Genomic DNA, 19,577 nt, shown 5'->3' on the forward strand with positions numbered 1-19,577 from the left:
TTTGTCTGCCGCGTCAGCCGGATTTGCTGCCTCGGAACAGGTTCATCGTCTTGCGCAACGGCTTGGTTGCCCGCCAGATCGTGCTGTTGGCAATTTTCTGACGCTGATCTTCGATCCGGGCCACAAGCGCGTGCAGCTCGCCGTTTTCCCGCTCAAGTACCTGCCGCTGGTCTTCGACCTTCGCCACCAGCGCGTGCAGTTCGCCGTTCTCGTTTTCCAATGTCTGGCGCTGGCCTTCGACACGAGCCACCAGCGCGTGCAGTTCTCCGTTTTCGTTCTCCAGCGCCTTGCGTTGGCCTTCGACGCGGGCGACGAGGGCGTGCAACTCGCCGTTTTCCCGCTCCAGCGCCTCGGCTCTCTGCCGAACGTCGTCCTGCTCGCTGATCAGCGCGGATTTTTCAGCCGCCAGTTCGTCTTTCTGCCGGGACAAGGAGGCCAGCGTGTCGGAAAGCTTGTGGCTTAGCCGGGTCTGTTCGGCAAGGCGCGTTTCCAGATCGTCGGCGATGTCCTCGGCCTGGGTAACCATCTGCCCGAGCGAGGCGAGTTCACGGTCGCGCTGTTCGATGCATGTCCCGAGCTCGGCAATCTTGGCGGACTTTTTCGCGATCTTGTCCTGGTTTTCCTCTGTGCTCTTGCGCAGGGCGAGGTTCGCCTCCTGCAGCGAGGCGGCCAGCTTGATCAGCTCGGGTTTCGTCATCTTTTTCATGTTGACGACCTCTTGTGTCGCGTCCGTCTCTACTGTGCCGATATGGTCCAGCGCGCGCGACAGGCTGTCAGTATCTCCGTCCGGGCTTTCGGCGAGCAGCGCGAAATAGGCAGCGCGCGCCAGGTCCAGAGCGATTCGACCGCGTTTGTCTTCGCCGCTCTTTTCCCAGCGTTCAAGTGTTTCGAGCACATCACGTATGAGGCGGGGCAGCTCGGCATCCGGGTCGGCTGCGTAGTGGCGGAGGCCGGAGTCGAGAAAGGCCTTAAGGTCGTCGCGGGCGTCGGCTGGCGTTCTTGCAAAGCGCAGTGGCAGACGGGATTCGATCCGTTCGAGCGTTCCGACGGGATCCCGCAACAGGTGGGTGAAACTGACGAAGCAGCGCGGCAGGCCGCGACTGTCGACTTCGGCCTGAAGCACATGGGTCATCCACAGCAGATAACCGTAAGACACAGTCATCTGGTTGCGCGTCTCAAGCGAACGCGCGACCTCGTGCGGTGAGCGGTGGATATGCACAACGACCGGCGCAATGTCGCTGGCCTCGAACGCCTTCAGCCAGAACGGCAACAACCGGCACATGCGCGGATCCTTGAGCGCGAAGACCGGCGCGGAGCCGAATTCGGCGCTGAGAAGTGTCTTGGCGTGTTCAAGGAATTCGGTTTCGAGACTGTTTGGCAGTCGCATCTCGGGCGGCGCGGTCCAGTCGCGCCATTTCTGCCCTGACGCCGCCAGTATCCGGTCGTTCAGTTCCACGATCGGGACGGATTCGAAAAAGCCCTTGGGGTTTTGCTCGTGCGGTGCCATCTCGTGGGCGGGCGCGCTGCAGCCCAAGAGCTGGAGGCTGCCGGTCAGGGCTGACGTGCCGGAGCGGTGCATGCCGAGCACGATCAGGGCATGGCGGGCTGCCGAGGTCGTCTTCTCCGCAGGCGCGATCCGGTCTTTGGACTCGTGCATCGGCTCGGCAACGTTCATCGCCCGGCCTCCGCCAGGTTGGGAGCGTCCGGCCGGTTGGCGCGGGGGCCCCGTGACGACAGAATGCGGCGCTCGATAATGGCAAAAGCATTGTTCCAGTCGAGCCCCAGCACGGTGTCGCGCCCCTTGGCCACGAGCTGAGCCCGGCGGGGCGCATCGCCAAGGATATCAACCATCCGGTTCGCAGCGATATCTGGGATCGGTTCGACCAAAAGTGCATTCTCCCGGTTCAGAAGCCACTGGTTGGCCTCATTGATATTCGTCACCGTGAGGCAGCCGCAAGCCATGTATTCCAAGGGTTGATAAGAAGGATGTGGAGTCGCCATAAAGACGAGGCCAAGATCGCAGGAGCGGTAGAGATCGGCGACTTCCTTGATCGTTTTCAGCAGACCGAGGTTGTTGACGACCCCATCGAGCCCGTATTGCGACGGCTCCCATTCCGCGCCCGCGGACAGGATTTCGATCCGGTCGCCCATCTTTGCTTTCAGAGATTTCAGGATGTCGGTGCCGAGGAAGAAGCCGTTGCGGGCATTTTCGGGCCGGCCGTAGAACACGGCGCGAAAGGGGCCACCGGTCGGGCGCGGCGTGTCGGAGGGGTAGAACACCGAATGGTCGATCCCAGGCAGGAAACTGACCATGTCGTCACTGTATTGCAGATATTTCCGCCCCACGCCGGGGGTGTTGGCGATACAGGAATAGCCGAAGCGGTAGGTCTGTTCGATCATCATGTAGAGATCGCCGCCGGCATAGAACATCGGCTCGAAATCCTGCATGAAATAGAATTTACGCCGAGTCTGGTTGTAGCGCAGCATGACGTAGGCAGTGGTCCAGAGCGTGCAGAAGGCGATGTCAGAGGCCGGCAGGTCCTCGGCCCGGTCGATGTTGCGGCGAAAGACGCGGACCACGAAATTAAGTCGGGGGAAGTTTTCGCGCAGTGACGCGACCAGACCGCTGGTGTCGAAGTCGCGGCCATTGAAGGAATAGATGACGAAAACACTTTGCGTGCCGTGGCGGATCGACATGTGCTCGGAGAAGGCAAACACCGTGCGCACCCCGCCCTTGAGCGCGTGTGGCACCAGCGGCAGGAACCAGATCATCGTATAAGGTGTGGTGATGTTCTCGGCCTCGCCACGTTCGATGGCATCGAAATTGGCTTGCAGATCTGCTGCAGTCGCCTGAGCCAGATCCATCAGCCCGTCGCGTTCAGGCATGCTTGCGCCTTTCCTCGGCCAACGTGGCGGGATCGACGAGCTGGGATCCGGGAATGCTGACCGGGGTGTAGCCGGAATTGCCGCCATGGCCGAAATAGGCAAATTCCGGTTCAGTCCTAAGATTCTTGCCTTCCGACATCAGCGGCATCCAGTCGAGCCCAAGTTTCCAAAGGGCGTAGTTCAAGCTGAGCTGGTCGCGGTGGGTCTGCGAAGTGATCTGTTCGCGCCACAGAGCAAAGAGTTTTTCGATTTCCGGATGGCGCAGGTTGAACATCAGCAGGTTGGACTCGATCAGGCCGTTCTGTTTGGGATAGCCGTCTTTGGCGTAAAGGTCCATCTGCGCGCGCACCTTGGCCGGGTCAGCCTTATTGTAGTCGGAGACGGTTTTGGCCTCGTCGAAAATGCAGCGGCGATGCGGGTGGGGGATGCCGAAGATCGGGATGTCCGGGTTGGCGCGCACCATTTCGAGGTAGCGGTCGAGCGGGCTGCGGATCAGCACGTTGGCGTCGATCCAGATGCCGATGTCGCAGTCGCCCAAGAAAGGAAATGGGTTGGTCTTGACCGCCCGAGCTTTGTCGGTGCCGTTACTTCCGGTCTCGGTCATCGGGTGGATGATCCAGAAGCCTTTGTCTTCGGTCGGCTGGTCGACCACGAGGTGGTAGTCGATGCCGGGGTCGAGGTGTTCATGCACCACGGTCGCATCGTAGCCGCCGGCATTGGCGCAGAGCAGGCCGATGCGGGCATGGCCGGGGACATGGGCCGCGCGGTATTCGGCGACGACCGTCGCGAGTTCGGCGGCGGACTTGTCATGAAAGGGCCATTGCGCGGTGTAGTAGCTCAGCAGGTCGTGCGGTTTGGAGCTGCGCACCTGTTGCAGCTTGTACCCTGCCTGGACCACGATCGTGCCAAGCAGCCGCTCGACCGCGTGGGCAACGGTACCGTCGACCTGCGCGGCTTCTTCGGGGAAGTCCTCGAAGCTCAGGTCGAGGGCAAACAGGTTTGCGAGTGCGGCGCCGCGCGCCCAGAACATCGAGCCGGCGGGAAAGAGATCGAGATGATCGGGCGAAATCGAAATCCCCAGTGTCTTGGCCAGCGGCACACAGGCGTCGAAATTCGTGCCCCAGCTGATCTGTTCTGCAAGCGACCAGTGGTATTCGGGGAAGACCATGCCGAGATGGGGGTTGTATTCGAACAGGCGGAAGATTTCAGATACGATCGCGCGCGAGCCCATCAGGTTGGTCATCAACTGCGCCCGCCAGTCCTGCTTCGCCGGGTTGTGCGGGCTGCGTTTGGAGTGGATGTGGCAGACATAGTCGTGCTGCGCCAAGTCGCGGCCGAAGCCGGCGAGAAACGGCCCGATGTCGCGGCCGCGGTTTTCGAAGTTCTTCACCTTCACCGTGGCCTTTGGCAGGGCGGTACGCAGAGCGGCGGCGGTGGGGTTTACATGCTCGGGGGCTGGCACCGAGACATAGAGGTGGAACGGCCCCGGCACGTTGCGCAGGTAGTGGGTGAACTCGGGCAGCAGGTCGACGTAGTGCAGATGAAGCTGGATACCCACGTTCATTGAGGGCAACGGTTGCGGGCGGCTGTGCGCCTCGTAGGGCAGCACCAGCGCCGGGCTCGAGGGGTCGAGTTCGAGCTGATAGCCCTTCTCGGCGAACGCTGGGAGCGGGAAACGGCTGAGATCCTCGGGCGACTGGGCCGCTGACAGCGCGGTGGTGGTCGCGTTGTCGGCCGCGGTCTCCGGCTCGGGGGCGTCTCGGCGGTCGCGGCGGGCGGCCAACTCCTGTGCGAAGAGGGTGAGTTCGCTGAGCGCGGCCCGATTGGCGGTATAGCCCGCGGCGGTGTGCAGCGCCGAGAGACGCATCCGGGCCAGCCGGTCACGGTCTTTGACCAAGGCGGCGATGGCGTCGCCGCAGGCGTTGGGATCGAGACTGTCCACCACCAGAGCATTGACGCCGTCGACAGCATACTCGCCGCAGCCACCAGCCCGCGGCACCACCGCCGCTGCGCCGCAGGCCATCGCCTCGAGCCCCGTGCGACCGAAGGCCTGGTAATCAGAAAGATCGACATGAACATCGGTGACCTGCAGCATTGTTGCCACCTGCGGTCGGGTCAGCACGCCGCGGTTTTCGAAGGCGAAATCGGTTTTCAGGCCTTCGAAGGCGGGGTCGTCAGCGGCGCAGCCGTAAATGGTGATCGCGACACCTTCGCCGAAACGCTGTTTCAGGCCGGCCAGCACTTCCATCGTACGCCCGGCACCGCGGCGCGGGGTGCTTGGCCGGATCATTGCGGCGATACGAATGCAGCCGGGATCGAATAGCGGCCGACCGCCCGGCGGGTGGAACAGCGCCTCATCTATGCTTGGGGCGACCTTGTGCACTGGCGTGTCATGGTTGGTTTCGATTTGGTGGCAGATCCAGTCGGTCTTGGCGAAAACCAAGCAGCCCGGCACGGTCGTGTAGGAGGCCAGTGCCGCCTCGCGCTCGGTGCTGCCGTCGTCATAGAACAGCGGTTCGTAGTCCTGGGCGTAGTAAGCTGGCAGAATATGGGGGTGGGCGGCTACGATGCGTTCGAGCCGGGGCACCGAACTGTGGAAGGTTGCAATCACGACATCAAAAGGCGCTGCGAGATCGACCAGGGTTTCATCCTGCATGGTGACGAACAGGTTTGCCACGCTATCGACATCGGCGTACTGTTGCTGGTAGCCGTCGAAATCCTGAACGAAGACGGCAATCCTGGCATCGACGCCAATCCGGCGCATCGCCGCAGCCTCCTGAACCACCGAATTGGCGCCGCCACCACCACCGCCAACCGGCATCAGGAACAGAACCTTCTGCGATGTCGTCAGGTCGGCCGCGCGAGCCGTCTGGGTCATCTGGAAGTGGCCAAGATAGCGCCGGATGCGTCGGCGCACCGCGTCCATGACCTCGGTGCGCGCGACCTGCTCGACCAGATCACGGAATTTTTCAGCGCTGTGCTTGGCGCGCAGCGCCTCGCCGCCGGCCTTGGACAATTCTTCACGCCGCGTGCTGCCGAAGCTCTTGGATTTGGCGTGGAACACATAGGTATCGTCGGCGATGGCCAGCGCGAAGCCGGCGTCCTGTGCCCGGATGCAGAAATCGTTTTCCTCACCATAACCGGTGGGAAAGGCCGCTTCGTCCATGTAGCCTATTGCATCGAGCACCTCGCGACGGATCATGAAACAGAAGCCGTTGAGGAAGGTGCTGCGTGGATAGACGCGCTGGCTGGACTGAAGGATGACCGCGGCCATGTCGTCGGGCTGAATGCCTTCGGGCAACGCGTTGATCGCAAAGCCGCCGTCCGGACCGCGCAACTCGGGAACATTCTGCCAACTGGCCGCGTTGGAGAGTGGGCCAGTGATGCCGATGTCCGGAGCCGAGTTCATACAGCGCACCAACCCGTCGAGCCAGTGAGGTGTGACGATGGTATCGCTGTTGAGGGTCACCACGTAGGGCGCGTCCGAGGCAAGCAGCCCGGTATTGACCGCCTTGGTGTAACCTTTGTTATGGTTGTGCTCGATCAGCTCGAACCGGGCCGTTCGAGTGTCGAGCGTACTGCAGGCGCTGCGCAGCCAGTCGGTGGTCGGGGCGTCGGAGCCGTCATTTACAACCAGAACGCGCAGGTCGAAGCCGGTGGGGCAGTGGGCCAGAGACTCGAGGCAGGCGCGGACATCATCAAGCGCGTTATAGACCGGCACAACTACGTCGACGCGGGCCAGGCCACCACGTCCGCCCGTCGCCGGTGGGCGAGGCTTGGGGCGCGGGTTGCGCCGTTCGCCGCGGCCATGCCGCTCGAAATGGACCAGCGGGTTTTCGCCCCGGGCGGCCACATCGAGATAGGTCCGCAGGTAGCCGGCGGTGCTAAAATCCGGACCGGGGTCGCGGCCAAGCTGGGCGCCGATTGACAGGTAGTGGCGAACCGGGTCGATTCCAGAGAGGCGGACATCGGGGTAGCGGTTTCTATACCAGTCGGAATCGAACAACTGCGATTTGACTGAGATGTCCCGTTCGTCCTGCCGCAATGTCATGTTCAAATCCTGCCACATCAAACCGGTGCCGGGGCCCATTTGAACTTTGAACCAGGCGCGTCCAACATGACGCCCGGCGTCGTCTCATCTTGGCTTTGAAGGGTTCCGACGCAATTCAGCATGTCTCATACAATCACAGGTAAAGCAAGGGACGCGCCCGGCGGAAAACCTCACTTGTCGGGCGTTGCGCCTTTTTTGAGCAAGGCGGCGATTCGGCGGTGCATCTGCATCAGAAGGTAAGCCTGCACCTGATCGGTTGAGACCGACGCCTGCGCCGATGTTGCGCTTTTTGAGTCGTCGGGCAGAGGTTCCCGGAACAGCACTCCATCAGCGCGGCCGAGGAAGTCGCGGGCGATCCGGGCGTATTTCGGTTCGTTTTCAGCCTCGATGCGCCGCTGTTCGTCGGCATCGAGCATGGCGTGAGAGACGAAGACGCTGCGACTGTCCTGGCTGACGAGGTCAGAATAGGCCTGCAGGTCGCGCTGGAGGGCGCGAAGTTCCCTGGTGCTCTCGGCGTAGCGGTTCATCTGACGCTTGAGTTCGAGAGCATCGCCGGCGAGCCGTGGGTTCGGGTTGCCTTCGGGAATGGTGAAGGCGTCGTCCCAGTCGATCCCGATGGCGGCGCAGAAATCGCGTTGGATGTTGCCGCCTTGGAACTGGCCGCGCTCGAACGGACGCACGATCACGTTGTCAGCGCCGAAAATCTCGGCGAAGTCAAAAATCTGATCGGCCGGGTTGCGGGTGTAACGGTGGGCGAAGTCAGAGAAAGTCTCGGACAACAGATGTCCCTTGACCCATTGGGCGTAGACGCTTTGCAGCCACTGGCTCTGGCGGCGGAGATAGAACACGATGCGGATGTCCCAATCGCAAAGTATCTGTGCGACCGCGCTGAAAAATGCCCGCCCCGCCACACCGGGCACCCTGTTGTGGAAGTATTCTGACGATAGCGCGACGCGCGGGCCTTCGTAAGCGGCGACCTGACGCCACAGGTCGAGCACGTCTTCGGGATCGGGTTGCTGGTGGGGGCCATGGTTCGAGAGACCGTGATGGGCAAAACTGTCACCTGTGAGGACACGACCCTCTTGTGGGGAGTGCACGCCCTTTTCAGCCAGCCGGGCCTCGTTGGCGAAGAGAAACGCCTGAAGCGCCGAGGTGCCGGTCTTGCCGGCGCCGACATGGATGAACATTTGCTTACGCACGCAAACCTCCGTGGTCGCATTCCGCATAGTTATCCCCCAATCCGAGCGCAATTGGCATTTTGAGGTCGGCCCCGGGCCTCCACTCGCAGAGTGCCCCGCCTAGGGCGTCTTGGTTTTCAGCTTTCGGCGCAAGCGTTCGATCCGGTGGTGAATCTGCATCAGGAGATAGACCCGTACCTGATCGGTGGCGACCGCCCCCTCATCCGCCTCGGCGGTTTCCGGCGCTTGGGGCAGCGGGTCGCGAAACAGAACGCCGTCGGCGCGGCCAAGGAAGTCACGCGCGATACGGGCGTATTTCGGTTCGTTCTCGTTTTCGATGCGCTGCTGTTCGGTGCGGTCCAGCATCGCGTGTGAGACGAAGACACTGCGGCTGTCCCGGCCGACCAGATCGGAATAGGCCTGCAGGTCGCGCTGGATGGCGCGCAGTTCCCTGGCGGTTCCGGCAAACCGGTTGATCTGCCTTTTAAGTTCAAGCGCGTCGCCGGCAAACCGAGGGTTGGGGTTGCCCTCGGGGAGGACGAAGGCGTCGTCCCAGTTGATCCCGATGGCGGCGCAGAAATCGCGCTGGATGCTGCCACCCGCGAACTGGCCGCGCTCGAAAGGCCGCACGATCATCGCCTCGGACCCGAAGACTTCGGCATAGGCGAAGACCTGGTCAACGGGGTTGTGGGCGAAGCTGCGGACGAATTTCTGGAAGGTGCGGCTTTGCAGGTTGTTCTTGACCCATTGCGCATAGGCGCTTTGTAGCCATTGGCTCTGACGACGGAGGTAGAACACGATCCGGATGTCGGTATCGTGGAACATCTCTTTCAGCTTTTCGAAGAACGCGGGGCCATCTGGGTCGGTGACCTTGCCATGGAAAAACTCGGATGACACCACGAGGCGTGGCTGCTCCAACGCGGCGATCTCCCGCCACAGGGCGAGGACATCGGCTTCCTCTCCGAGCCGGAAGCGACCGCGCCAAGCCAGCGGATGGTGGGCAATCGAGATCTTGTTGGGCGAGCGGCCATGCTTGGGGAAGACCACGCCCTTCTGCGCTAGACGCTCTTCGTTGGCGAAGAAGAAATCCTGCAACGCCGACGTGCCGGTTTTTCCGGCGCCGACATGGATGAACAACTTTCTCCGCACGCACTCCTCCGTGACTGCCTGTCGCATAGCCATCCGCCCGCCCGAGCGCAATTGGCTTTTCGCGGGCCGGGGGTTGGAGGCTCAGTTGTTCAGCTTCCCGATCCGCCGGCGAAGTCTTTCTAGGCGCTGGTGCATCTGCATCAGCATATAGAGCTGCACCTGGTCGGTCGAGACTGGCGCCTGCGAAGCCGCAGACCCCGAGAGCGCTTTCGGTAACGGGTCGCGGAACAGCACGCCATCGACGCGGCCGAGTAAGTCGCGGGCGATGCGGGCGTATTTCGGTGCGTTCTCGGTCTCGATACGCTGTGCTTCGGCAGGATCGAGCATCGCGTGCGCAACGAAGGTGCTGCGGCTGTCCTGATTGACGTGGTCGGAATAGGCCTGCAGGTCGCGCTGGATGGCACGCAACTCGTCAGGACTTTCAGCCAGGCTGTTCATCTGCCGTTTGAGTTCGAGCGCGTCGCCAGTGAGCCGTGGGTTAGGGTTGCCCTCGGGCAGGACGAAGGCGTCGTCCCAGTCGATCCCGATGGCGGCGCAGAAATCGCGCTGGATATTGCCGCCGTCGAACTGGCCGCGCTCGTAGGGCCGAACGATCATGTTTTCAGCCCCGAAGATACCGGCGAACAGGAAGACCTGATCGACCGGGTTCTTGTTGAAATCACGCACGAAGTCCGGGAACGGTTTGCTCAGCAGGTTGACCTTGACCCATTGCGCATAGGCGCTTTGCAGCCATTGGCTCTGTCGGCGCAGATAGAATACGATGCGGACATCGTGCGGCGCGAGAATGCGCGCGATTTCCTTGAAGAAGGCCGGACCGTTGGACGCCGCGATGCTGCTGTGCAGGTATTCCGAGGTGATGACGATCCTAGGACTGTCCGTGGCCGCGATATCGCGCCACATCGCGTGGGTGTCGGCGGGCGTCTCGGTTCGGTGCACGCCGTGCCAGGAGAGCCCATGGTGGGTGAGTTGCGCGTTTGAGACCACCCGCCCGATCTGGGGGAAGTGCACCCCCTTTTGCGTGAACCTGCTTTCGTTCGCGAAGAAGAACGCCTGGAGGGCAGTGGTGCCGGTCTTGCCGGCGCCGACATGGATGAAAATTTCCTTCCGCACGCATTCCTCCGGGGTTTCGCGCCTTCGTGCGACCGGACTGCCTCATCCGCGGTCCCGTTTTTGCGCCGGTCGCGGCACGGCGTGAAGTCTTGTCGCGCCGTGGCCGGACACCGGGCGCAAACCGGCGCATCTCTAGCCGGTTCTCCGTTGAAGGTAAAGGCACAGTTGCCGGCTTGGGCCGAATGGTGCCGCGCAGAGGTCGGACGGACGGGTGTGCGGTTGATGTCCGGCAGCACAGGCGGCGAGCAAGCGGGTTAAACCGGAACGACAGCAGCAATTTTGCCGGCGGTTCTCGCGCTCAAGGCGGGTTCGGGCTGGCCTAACATCCGCCGCCATGCTCAAATCCTCTCCGATGTTGCACGGAGGAGCGCGCCATGACCAGAAAGAAGCCCGCAGACCTGCGCTCGGCGCGATGGTTCGCCCCTGACGACCTGCGTTCAATGGGCCACCGCTCGCGCGCCATGCAGATGGGGCTCGATAGGGCGGACTGGGACGGCAAGCCGGTGATCGCCGTGATCAACACCTGGTCCGATTTGTCGCCCTGTCACCATCACCTGCGCGACCGGGCCGAGCAAGTGAAGCGCGGCGTCTGGCAGGCTGGTGGGATGCCGGTCGAAATGCCGGTGCATTCCTTCTCGGAACAGTTCCTCAAACCCACCTCAATGCTTTATCGCAACATGGGCGCGCTCGAGGCCGAGGAGACGCTGCGCGCCCACCCGATTGACGGCGCGGTGCTGTTAGGCGGCTGCGACAAGTCCACGCCCGCGCTGGTGATGGGGGCGGTGAGCATGGGGTTGCCGTTCATCTTCCTGCCGGCAGGCGCGATGCTGCGCGGCAATTATGCGGGCGAAAAGCTGGGTTCGGGCACCGATGTCTGGAAATACTGGGATGAACGCCGCGCCGGCACCATTTCGAAGGAGCAATGGGACGGCGTACAGGGCGGGATCGCGCGCAGCTATGGCACCTGCATGACAATGGGCACTGCTAGTACGATGATGTCTATTGCCGAAGCTTGGGGGCTGACATTGCCCGGGGCCTCGGCGATTCCGGCTCCCGATGCCGGACACAAGCGCATGGCCGCGGCCTGCGGCCGCCGCATCGTGGAGATGGTGTGGGAAGATCTGACCCCAGGCAAAGTGATGACACGCGCCAGCACCCGCAACGCGGTGACGGTGGCGATGGCGACGGGCTGTTCCACCAACGCCATCATCCACCTGATCGCGATGGCGCGGCGGGCGGGTATACCGCTGACACTCGACGATCTCGACGCCATCGGCCGCACCACCCCGGTCATCGCCAATATCCGTCCGTCGGGGAAAGACTACCTGATGGAGGATTTCTTCTATGCCGGCGGGTTGCCCGCGTTGATGAAGGAGTTGAGCGACAAGCTGGACCTTGGGGTGCTGACAGTGAGCGGCCGAACCCTGGGCGAAAACATCGCGTCGGCGGTCAACTACAACCCGGACGTGATCCGGACGCTTGACAACCCGGTCTATCACGAAGGGTCGCTGGCGGTGCTGAAGGGCAACCTTGCTCCCGACGGCGCAGTGATCAAGCCCGCGGCAATGGACCCGCGATTCCAGGTCCATGCCGGCCCGGCCATCGTCGCTGACAGCTATCCCGAGTTGAAGACGATCATCACCGACCCCGATTACCCGATGACGCCGGATCACGTTCTGATCCTGCGCAATGCCGGACCGCAGGGCGGGCCGGGGATGCCGGAGTGGGGGATGATCCCGATGCCGCAGGCGCTGCTGAACCAGGGTCATCGCGACATGGTGCGGCTGTCGGATGCGCGGATGTCGGGCACCTCCTATGGTGCCTGTGTGCTGCATGTGGCGCCCGAGGCCTTCGTCGGCGGGCCGCTGGCGCTGGTCGAGACCGGCGACATCATCGAGCTTGACGTGCCGAACCGGTCTCTGAACCTTAGGGTGCCGGAGGCCGAACTGGCACGCCGGCGGGCGGCTTGGACGCCACCGGCGCCACGCTACGCGCGCGGTTATGGCTGGATGTTTTCGCGCCATATCGAACAGGCCGACAAAGGCTGCGACTTCGATTTCCTCGGCAGCGAATTCGGCGCCCCGGTGCGGGAGCCGGACATTTTTTGATGTACGATCCTGCGCCGGCCGGGTGTGCCGAGGGGCATGATCGCACCGTTGCCCGAAAAAGCGGAAGGTCGGGATCCGGACTTCATGCGCTTGAGGGACACGGTGCGTTCGGCGCAGAGCAGATCTCCGTCATCAAAATTTCGGTTACGTCTGCTGGCGCCGCGCAGGACAACGGGAATCTTATGCCGAAGGAATTCTGGGCGCCGTCGAGTTGGGATGTGTGGTTGAAGAGCTTTTCAACGGCATGATCGTTCGTCTTGCAGGCGTTTCGGTTGCTTCGGTAAACTCCAGATATCCGTGCCCAAGATGGGAGCGCATAGGTGAACACGTTGGCTCTGGTTTTCCTTTATGCCGCGTTTGCCATTATCGCAACGCTGGTCAATCTTGGCGCGCAACGGGTTGTTCTTGCGCTCGATAGCGATTGGTTCTTCCTTGCCATGTTGGCAGGAACCGCAGTGGGGCTTGTCACCAAATACGTGCTCGATAAACGTTGGATTTTCTCCGATGCGTTGCGCCCGGCCCGCAAAGAGGTCCGACTGTTCACCCTTTACACGATCACGGGAATCGGCACGACGCTGGTTTTCTGGGGCAGCGAAACTGCTTTCTGGCTGATCTGGCAAACCCATGAGATGCGCGAGGTCGGTGCCGTGATCGGACTGACCGTCGGTTATGTGTTGAAGTTCAATCTGGACCGCCGGTTCGTTTTCAGAAAACTGGTCGGATGCGCGCAAGCCGGGTCAGATCGCCAGCACGATCAGGGCGATGCCTGATGCTGCGATCGCCAGCCCGGTACCGTCACGCAGAACGAAACTGACCGGGTCATAGTCTTCCCGCCCCTGAATGCTGAGCTGAACGATACGATAGAGCCAGACGACCAATGGCACGACGGCAAACGAGAGAACGGCTCGTTTTTCGTATAGATCGCCGGCCTCGAACCCGAAACTGTAGGCGATAAAAATCGCGGCGGTCACGATGATGGATACGTAGGCCGCCCATTCGAGTTTGAGAAGATCGGACGGCCGATACCCCCGTCCGGGCAAGTGGCCGTGCACCTGTAGCCGGCTTAGAGCGGTTATCCGCTTGACGCATGCCAATACGAAAAACACGGTGAATCCGAGTGCCAACAGGATCGGTGGGATTTGCACGCCTGCGGCGACGGCTCCGGCCACCACACGTAAAAGGAAAAGGCAGGCCAGCGCGACAACATCGAGCCAGCGGCGTTTCTTCAGCCACAGGGAATAGCCCAGACTGCCCAGCATGTAGATCAATGTCAGCCCCGCGACCGGCGGGCCGACCGCCAGGGCCAGTGTCAGCGCGAGCGCGGCGAGTGTTGCGCTGGCCATCACCGCCACGGGAATCGGCAACATCCCAGAGGCAATCGGACGGTGTCGTTTTTCCGGATGGTGGCGGTCTGCATCGAGATCAAAGAGATCGTTGAGGACATAGGTCGACGACGCGCCGAGGCTGAAGGCCATTACGGCCAGTAGCACTTGCAGCACGGCGGCAGGCGTGAACTGGTGCGCGGCCAGAAGCGGTACAAACAGCAGCAGGTTCTTGACCCACTGATGTGGCCGAAGTTCGCGGACCAGTGTGAGCAAATGCCATTTTTCTGATATGATTTCAGTGGGTTTTCCGAGGTTCAGCAGTTTGCCGTGTTGGCGCGCGGGGGGTGCGATCGCGATCACATTGCGCGCGTGTTCCCACGCATGGTCGTTGTTCGTGACGCGGCCCGCGTAATCGAAGCCCCCCGCTCCGAACCGCTTCACCAGGAAGGCCGCCTTGCCTGCACCGGTCAGATCTTGATCCGGGCCGGAGCCAAAATGCGGCCCTGGCAGGTCCAGTCGAAGTGCCAAGGCATCGACCGAGGCCTGGTCCAGACCGGACACGAGGTGCACAGGCCGACCCTTTGCCAGCGCGGCATGCGCAAGCGTAAGAACGCTTTCGCGCACTGGTAGACGGTCGATCGTGATCGCCGCGATCTCGGAAAGTGCGCGGGCACGCCGTGCTGGCGACTGAATATTGCCAGCGACCGCCGAAAAAGCGGCGAACGGATCGCGGCCGAATGCGGACCAGAAACGTTCATAGCGCAGGTCAGTGCGTAGCAAGGCTTTTTCCACATCCAGCACGAGCGGCCCTGTGACCGCGACTTGATCTGGCTCCTGTGAAAGCTTGTGATGCTGCATAAAGTCGTGCCGTTTCTGCGGCGCAGGTTTTCCCCGGCGTTGGTATGAGCTTAGTCACTCGACGGCACTTTTCCAAGGATCGGCCCGCGGACCCTTGACCTAGATCATGTCCCGTCAACGATGTGTGTTTCATAGTTTCTGATGTTTCATCGGGTTCGTTGTCGGAGGAGTGCTGCGCGCTGCGAAAGGCGTCGCCAAAAGGGTTGGGGATGACGAAAAAGCGATTTCTGGTCACCGGCGGGGCCGGGTTCATGGGCATTAACCTGATACGTGGCCTATTGGAGCGCGGGCATGAGGTGCGGAGTATTGACACCGCGCCCTTCGCCTATCCCGAGGCAGACAGGATATCCGTAGTGCAGGGGGATATCCGAAACCGGGCCCTTTTTGATGCCGCTTTTCAGGATGTCGATATCGTGGTGCATTGCGCCGCGGCTTTGCCATTGGCTACCCCGGGTGAGATCCGTTCCACCAATGTCGAGGGAACACGGATGATGCTGGAGGCCGCGCGTGAAAGGGACATCGATCGGTTCATCCACATTTCCTCAACCGCAGTCTATGGCATTCCCGACCACCATCCGCTGGTTGAAAGCGACGGGTTGATGGGCGTTGGGGCCTATGGCGAGTCGAAGGTTCGGGCCGAGGCTGTTTGCGCCGAGTTTCGCGAAAAGGGGATGATCCTGCCGGTGTTGCGCCCAAAGAGTTTTGTTGGGCCGGAACGGTTGGGTGCCTTCGAGTTGCTTTACAGTTTTGCCGCCGAAGGGCACAATTTCCCGGTGCTGGGGTCGGGCAACAACCTCTACCAGTTACTTGATGTCGATGATCTGACCCAAGCGGTGCTGTTGTGCGCCCATGAAGAGGCAGGTCTGGTCAACGACACGTTCAATATTGGGGCCGAGACATTCGGATCGCTGCGCCAGAGTTTTCAGGCGGTGCTGGACCGCGCTGGTTTCGGTAAGCGCATCATTAGCGTTCCGGCGGCCCCGGCCATCTGGACGCTACGGGCACTGGAGATGATGAACCTCTCACCGCTCTACAAATGGATTTACGAAACCGCGAACAAGGACAGTTTCGTCAGTATCGAACGCGCCAGGGACCGGCTTGGGTTCAAGCCTGTCTATTCCAACGAAGCGGCGCTGATCCGAAACTACGAATGGTATTTGCAGAACCGCAACCGCATCTCGGCGCAGCCGGGCGTGTCTCACCGCGTGCCATGGAAAAAAGGCGCGCTGACGCTGTTGCGTTGGGTAATGTGACGGAAAAATCCGGGGAGAATGACATGGCAGTCAAAGTGAAACGCGGGATCGCCGGGCTGGCCACGGTGTTTGTCCTGCTGGCAGGTGCCACCACAGCGCAGGACGCCGAAACGCTGAAGCGGCAGCGCGCGGCCTATGAGGCCGTGCAGGCAAAGTCGGTGCTCGACCTGCAACCGTTCCGCGACACGGTGTCGGCGACCGATGCGGTAACCGGCCTGCATGTGACGTTGGTCTCACTCAATCCTGCGACCGACGCCTGGTTTCTGCTGCAGCTTCGGGACAATGCCGAGGCCGAAGCAAGAAGCTTCCACCTGGAAAACCCGGATCCGGCCGCTCAGAACGTGGTTCTGACATCGTCCAATCCGCCGGCGCTGAGCATCACCACGGCCGCGGGCGAGACAACCTGCACCCCCTGGGCCAACAGTGCCGAAGCGCTGAACCAGGCGCGCAAAAGCGGGTTGGCTTATGCGCCGATCTGCGACGGCAGGCTGTTTCTGCGCAACCGGGTGACCGGGGCTAAGACCAATATTGAGGCCACAACCGATTTCCTGCGCGACCATGTCTGGGGCGGCGAGTCGATCGTGCGTTTCGTCAAGAAGAACTTTTTCAAGGATTCCGAACTGGAAACCAGCGAAACGGTCGGCACCGGCGGGCAAAGCGGCGCGCAAACCGGCCCCGCGCCTATGAAGGGCCGCGTGCCGCCGCAAGAGCAGCCGGTGATCTCCACCTTGCTCGACGTCGCGCTTGAAGGCACTGACCCCACCCGCATGACCATCGGGCAATGGTACCCGGTGGCCGGTCTCGAGGGCGTCTTCGCCAGTGCGTTCCAGCCGCGGGCCATCAGCCCCGAGGTTTTCGAGATCCCCGGGGCCAACCGGCTCGACAACATCGAATCGAACGCGACCGGCTACATGATCGCCTTCGATCTGGCACTCTACGATTTCGGTTACGCGGTCGGCACCGATCACCCCGCCCTGGGATGGTCGGGCCGCCCGCCCCGGTCGATCCGCCCGCGCGGCCTGCCCGGCCCCGACGGGATTGACACCGCCAATCCGCTGGTCACGCTGGGCATGGTCAACCCGGTGATCGCCAGCCGGGCGGTGGCGACCTTCGCCGGCGGCTTCAAGCGCCACCACGGCGCCTTCAAATTCGGCGACATGGCAACCTTCAATCTGGGTCATCACTATGGTTTCATCGAAAAGGGCGTGATCCTCAGCAAGCTGCAGCCCAGCTTGTCGACGCTCTTTGGCCTGACCGACGGCACGGTGGTGATGAAAACCTGGGAGCAAGCCGACAACGCTCTTCTGCCGCAGATCGAATTTGCCCGTCAGAACGGCGTGCCCCTAGTCGTCACCAATCCCGAAACCGGCCAGCCCGTCCCGGGGGACCGGGTCACCCAATGGGGCGGCGGCAACTGGTCGGGGTCGGCCAAGGCGGAATTGCGCACGCTGCGTGCGGGCGCTTGCATGGCCGCGTCGGGCGATCGCAACTACCTGATCTACGGCTATTTCTCCACCGCCACGCCGTCGGCCATGGCCCGTACCTTCCAGGCCTATGGCTGCAGCTATGCCATGCTGCTTGACATGAACGCGATCGAACTCACCTATCTGGCGCTTTACGTGCCCCGCGGCGGGTCGATCCATGTCGCCCATATGGTACCGGGCATGGCGCTGATCGAGAAGAAGACCCGCGGCGGCACGATCATCCCCCGGTTCATCGGCTTTGCCGATAATCGCGACCTGTTCTACGTCACCCGGAAAGGGAAAACGCCATGAGCGCCCGCTTCGTCCTGGCCCTGGTCTGGGGCGCGCTGATCCTGCCCGCCACCGTTGACGCCCAGACCACGCGGCAACAGACCAACAACACGTTGTTCGAACAGCTGAAAACGGTGCACGCGTTGAGCGCTGCGCAGATGCAGCGGCTGAAAACGATCTTTGCCGGATCGTCGGTGATGGGGCAGGGCAATCCGGCGATCACCCGCCATCCGATGACCCCCGAGGAATGCAAAGCGCGGATATCGGGTGGGGTCGGCAGCTATGACAATCCGCGCAACACGCGGATCTGCGGCAACCGCTTCATGGCGCCGCTTTATGACCCGCGCTCGGAAAGCCCGGACGATGCGAAAGCCTGTATCGACATATTCGAGTTTCCCAATATTCCCTGCACCTATCCGGTGGTCTGGACCAAGGCCCGGGAGGCGGCGGAGATCTGTGCGGCGGTGGGCAAGCGGTTGTGCGACGCACATGAATGGGAGGGCGCCTGCGCCGGAGCGTTGGAGCCGCCCGACTACTTCTTCGGCTATGGATCGGTCGAAGCGATGCGCAAGGTCCACAATCGCAAATATGCCCCTACAAAGCGCTGGGCCTACGGGCCGAGTTTCCAACGCGGCGTTTGTGCGCAGAACAGCGAGAAAAGCGCAACCTGCGGCGGCGGCGGGTACCGCAGCTGCGGCTCGAACACCTATCCGACCGGGGCATTTCCGGACTGCAAAAGCGAGTTGGGCGTCTATGACCAGCACGGCAACGCGGCCGAACACATGAACCTGCCGATGACACCGGACCAGATGGCCAGTCGCGGCAGCAGAAAGCTGGGCGTGACCGAAATGAAGGGCAGCTGGTTCATCTGGGACAAGTACCGCGCCCATCCCGACTGGTGCCGCTGGCGCGCGCCGTACTGGCACGGCTCGCGGGTGATGAGCAAGGAGAGCCACGAGAATTACCACCTCGGCTTCCGCTGCTGCAAAACGATCGACTAAGACATGGGGCTGCGGCCCCTGTCATATCAGTATTGTTTGGCCAGAAGCCGTTCCGGGTCCGCGATCGGACCTTCGTTGCTGACGATGGGGGCCAGTTCGCGATCCTGCATGATCTCGGCCAGATCCCGCTGAACGCCGTTGACGAAGGCCTGACGACTGACAAGGCGCACGCCGTGGCTGTAATCGGCATAGGCTGCGCCGTGCACGGTGCTGAGCGGTTGAATCGGTTTGCCATTTGTCCGGTGCCAGCCATAGATCGCGACGCGCCCCGGCTTGCTGAGCAAGCGCTTCGTGAGCACGATGTCCTTTTTCTGTCCGGCGGTCAGATCGGTCAGACTGCCGCCGGTTTCCGCTCTCTGGGCGTCCAGCGTCCTGTCATGTTCCACGAGGTAGTCGGTGGATTCCATCTGCGCCGTCGGCTTCATCGGCTTGGGGGCCAGACGGACTCGCGCCTGAGCGTAGATGGCGTCTACCATCTTAGGCGTAGGAAGAAGGAAGCCCAGTTCATTCGCGACCCGCGCCGCAGCGGCCAGCCCCATTGGTACGCGGACGAAATCACTGTCGCTGCCCACCGCCAAGTATTCCGGCGTCACGCAAACTGTCACGCGCACCTGTTCTCCGTTCGCGCGCGTGCCGGTGAGATCGACCGGCGTCAGTTGCCTGAGAAAGGTCGGCACGTTCCCGGACAGCACCTGGTCGATCACTTCGGCGTCCCGCTTGCTGCCGCGCGCTTTTTTCAGGTGCACCATGACTTCGCTGCCAGACGGGGCTAGAGACACGCGCTCGGGCATGCCGCTCGCCTGAGGTCCGGGACATTTGACGGCCGCTTGCGCCGCACAGGCCCCGAAAACGGTGATGGCAAACGAGACGAACGCGCCTACAGCGCGAACAGAGTTTCGACTGT

13 protein-coding genes are annotated in these 19,577 nt (G+C 62.2%); 5 read left to right on the forward strand and 8 right to left on the reverse strand.

The features are described from left to right. Nucleotides 1–13: 13 nt before the first annotated feature. From NO357_RS20275 to NO357_RS20300, 6 genes are all read right to left on the reverse strand, one after another. Complete coding sequence (locus NO357_RS20275) at nucleotides 14–1,675, reverse strand: sulfotransferase family protein (protein WP_306737579.1); 1,662 nt, start codon at nucleotides 1,673–1,675, stop codon at nucleotides 14–16. Beyond that, nucleotides 1,672–2,886, reverse strand: a complete 1,215-nt coding sequence (locus NO357_RS20280) for a rhamnosyltransferase WsaF family glycosyltransferase (protein WP_306737580.1) — start codon at nucleotides 2,884–2,886, stop codon at nucleotides 1,672–1,674. Before NO357_RS20280 ends, NO357_RS20275 begins: the two co-directional genes overlap by 4 nt. After that, on the reverse strand, nucleotides 2,879–6,937 hold the full coding sequence (locus tag NO357_RS20285; RefSeq protein ID WP_306737581.1) for a rhamnan synthesis F family protein: 4,059 nt from the start codon (nucleotides 6,935–6,937) through the stop codon (nucleotides 2,879–2,881). The genes NO357_RS20280 and NO357_RS20285 overlap by 8 nt, the downstream gene beginning before the upstream one ends. Before the next feature lie 170 nt (nucleotides 6,938–7,107). Continuing rightward, nucleotides 7,108–8,136, reverse strand: a complete 1,029-nt coding sequence (locus NO357_RS20290) for a hypothetical protein (protein ID WP_306737582.1) — start codon at nucleotides 8,134–8,136, stop codon at nucleotides 7,108–7,110. A gap of 99 nt (nucleotides 8,137–8,235) precedes the next feature. Beyond that, complete coding sequence (locus NO357_RS20295) at nucleotides 8,236–9,264, reverse strand: hypothetical protein (RefSeq protein WP_306737583.1); 1,029 nt, start codon at nucleotides 9,262–9,264, stop codon at nucleotides 8,236–8,238. 81 nt (nucleotides 9,265–9,345) lie between these two features. After that, complete coding sequence (locus tag NO357_RS20300; protein WP_306737584.1) at nucleotides 9,346–10,374, reverse strand: sulfotransferase family protein; 1,029 nt, start codon at nucleotides 10,372–10,374, stop codon at nucleotides 9,346–9,348. Nucleotides 10,375–10,748: 374 nt separating this feature from the next. Between NO357_RS20300 and araD the strand changes: the two genes are divergently transcribed. Further along, entirely contained in the window at nucleotides 10,749–12,482 is a 1,734-nt protein-coding gene (gene araD / locus NO357_RS20305) for an L-arabinonate dehydratase (RefSeq protein WP_306737585.1), read from the forward strand. 320 nt (nucleotides 12,483–12,802) lie between these two features. Next, the gene (locus NO357_RS20310; RefSeq protein WP_306737586.1) at nucleotides 12,803–13,252 is read left to right on the forward strand and encodes a GtrA family protein; all 450 of its coding nucleotides are present in this window, start codon (nucleotides 12,803–12,805) and stop codon (nucleotides 13,250–13,252) included. On the opposite strand, the gene NO357_RS20315 is transcribed toward NO357_RS20310, so the two are convergent. Next, entirely contained in the window at nucleotides 13,220–14,665 is a 1,446-nt protein-coding gene (locus tag NO357_RS20315) for a UbiA family prenyltransferase (protein WP_306737587.1), read from the reverse strand. The genes NO357_RS20310 and NO357_RS20315 overlap by 33 nt on opposite strands. Nucleotides 14,666–14,874: 209 nt before the next feature. On the opposite strand from NO357_RS20315, the gene NO357_RS20320 reads away from it, so the two are divergent. The 3 genes from NO357_RS20320 to NO357_RS20330 are packed head-to-tail and all read left to right on the forward strand — an operon-like array spanning nucleotide 14,875 to nucleotide 18,673. Continuing rightward, nucleotides 14,875–15,918 (forward strand): NAD-dependent epimerase/dehydratase family protein, encoded by a 1,044-nt coding sequence (locus NO357_RS20320; RefSeq protein ID WP_306737588.1) that lies wholly within the window; start codon nucleotides 14,875–14,877, stop codon nucleotides 15,916–15,918. Between the two features lie 23 nt (nucleotides 15,919–15,941). Then, nucleotides 15,942–17,693, forward strand: a complete 1,752-nt coding sequence (locus tag NO357_RS20325; protein WP_306737589.1) for a hypothetical protein — start codon at nucleotides 15,942–15,944, stop codon at nucleotides 17,691–17,693. Further along, nucleotides 17,690–18,673: an SUMF1/EgtB/PvdO family nonheme iron enzyme gene (locus NO357_RS20330; protein WP_306737590.1), complete on the forward strand. Its 984-nt coding sequence runs from the start codon at nucleotides 17,690–17,692 to the stop codon at nucleotides 18,671–18,673. The genes NO357_RS20325 and NO357_RS20330 overlap by 4 nt, the downstream gene beginning before the upstream one ends. A 26-nt stretch (nucleotides 18,674–18,699) precedes the next feature. Here the strand turns inward: NO357_RS20330 and NO357_RS20335 are convergent, their stop codons facing one another. Then, the gene (locus NO357_RS20335) at nucleotides 18,700–19,464 is read right to left on the reverse strand and encodes a hypothetical protein (RefSeq protein WP_306737591.1); all 765 of its coding nucleotides are present in this window, start codon (nucleotides 19,462–19,464) and stop codon (nucleotides 18,700–18,702) included. Nucleotides 19,465–19,577 lie beyond the last annotated feature (113 nt).

It is taken from the genome of Marimonas arenosa, assembly GCF_030848945.1.
GTDB classification, from domain to species: Bacteria; Pseudomonadota; Alphaproteobacteria; order Rhodobacterales; family Rhodobacteraceae; genus Marimonas; species Marimonas arenosa.

Bases quoted from the DNA above. Each gene is read 5' to 3' on its own strand.
- NO357_RS20275 (WP_306737579.1), bottom strand. From the start codon at position 1,675: ATGAACGTTGCCGAGCCGATGCACGAGTCCAAAGACCGGATCGCGCCT.
- NO357_RS20280 (WP_306737580.1), bottom strand. From the start codon at position 2,886: ATGCCTGAACGCGACGGGCTGATGGATCTGGCTCAGGCGACTGCAGCA.
- NO357_RS20285 (WP_306737581.1), bottom strand. From the start codon at position 6,937: ATGACATTGCGGCAGGACGAACGGGACATCTCAGTCAAATCGCAGTTG.
- araD (WP_306737585.1), top strand. From the start codon at position 10,749: ATGACCAGAAAGAAGCCCGCAGACCTGCGCTCGGCGCGATGGTTCGCC.
- NO357_RS20315 (WP_306737587.1), bottom strand. From the start codon at position 14,665: ATGCAGCATCACAAGCTTTCACAGGAGCCAGATCAAGTCGCGGTCACA.
- NO357_RS20320 (WP_306737588.1), top strand. From the start codon at position 14,875: ATGACGAAAAAGCGATTTCTGGTCACCGGCGGGGCCGGGTTCATGGGC.
- NO357_RS20325 (WP_306737589.1), top strand. From the start codon at position 15,942: ATGGCAGTCAAAGTGAAACGCGGGATCGCCGGGCTGGCCACGGTGTTT.
- NO357_RS20330 (WP_306737590.1), top strand. From the start codon at position 17,690: ATGAGCGCCCGCTTCGTCCTGGCCCTGGTCTGGGGCGCGCTGATCCTG.
- NO357_RS20335 (WP_306737591.1), bottom strand. From the start codon at position 19,464: ATGCCCGAGCGCGTGTCTCTAGCCCCGTCTGGCAGCGAAGTCATGGTG.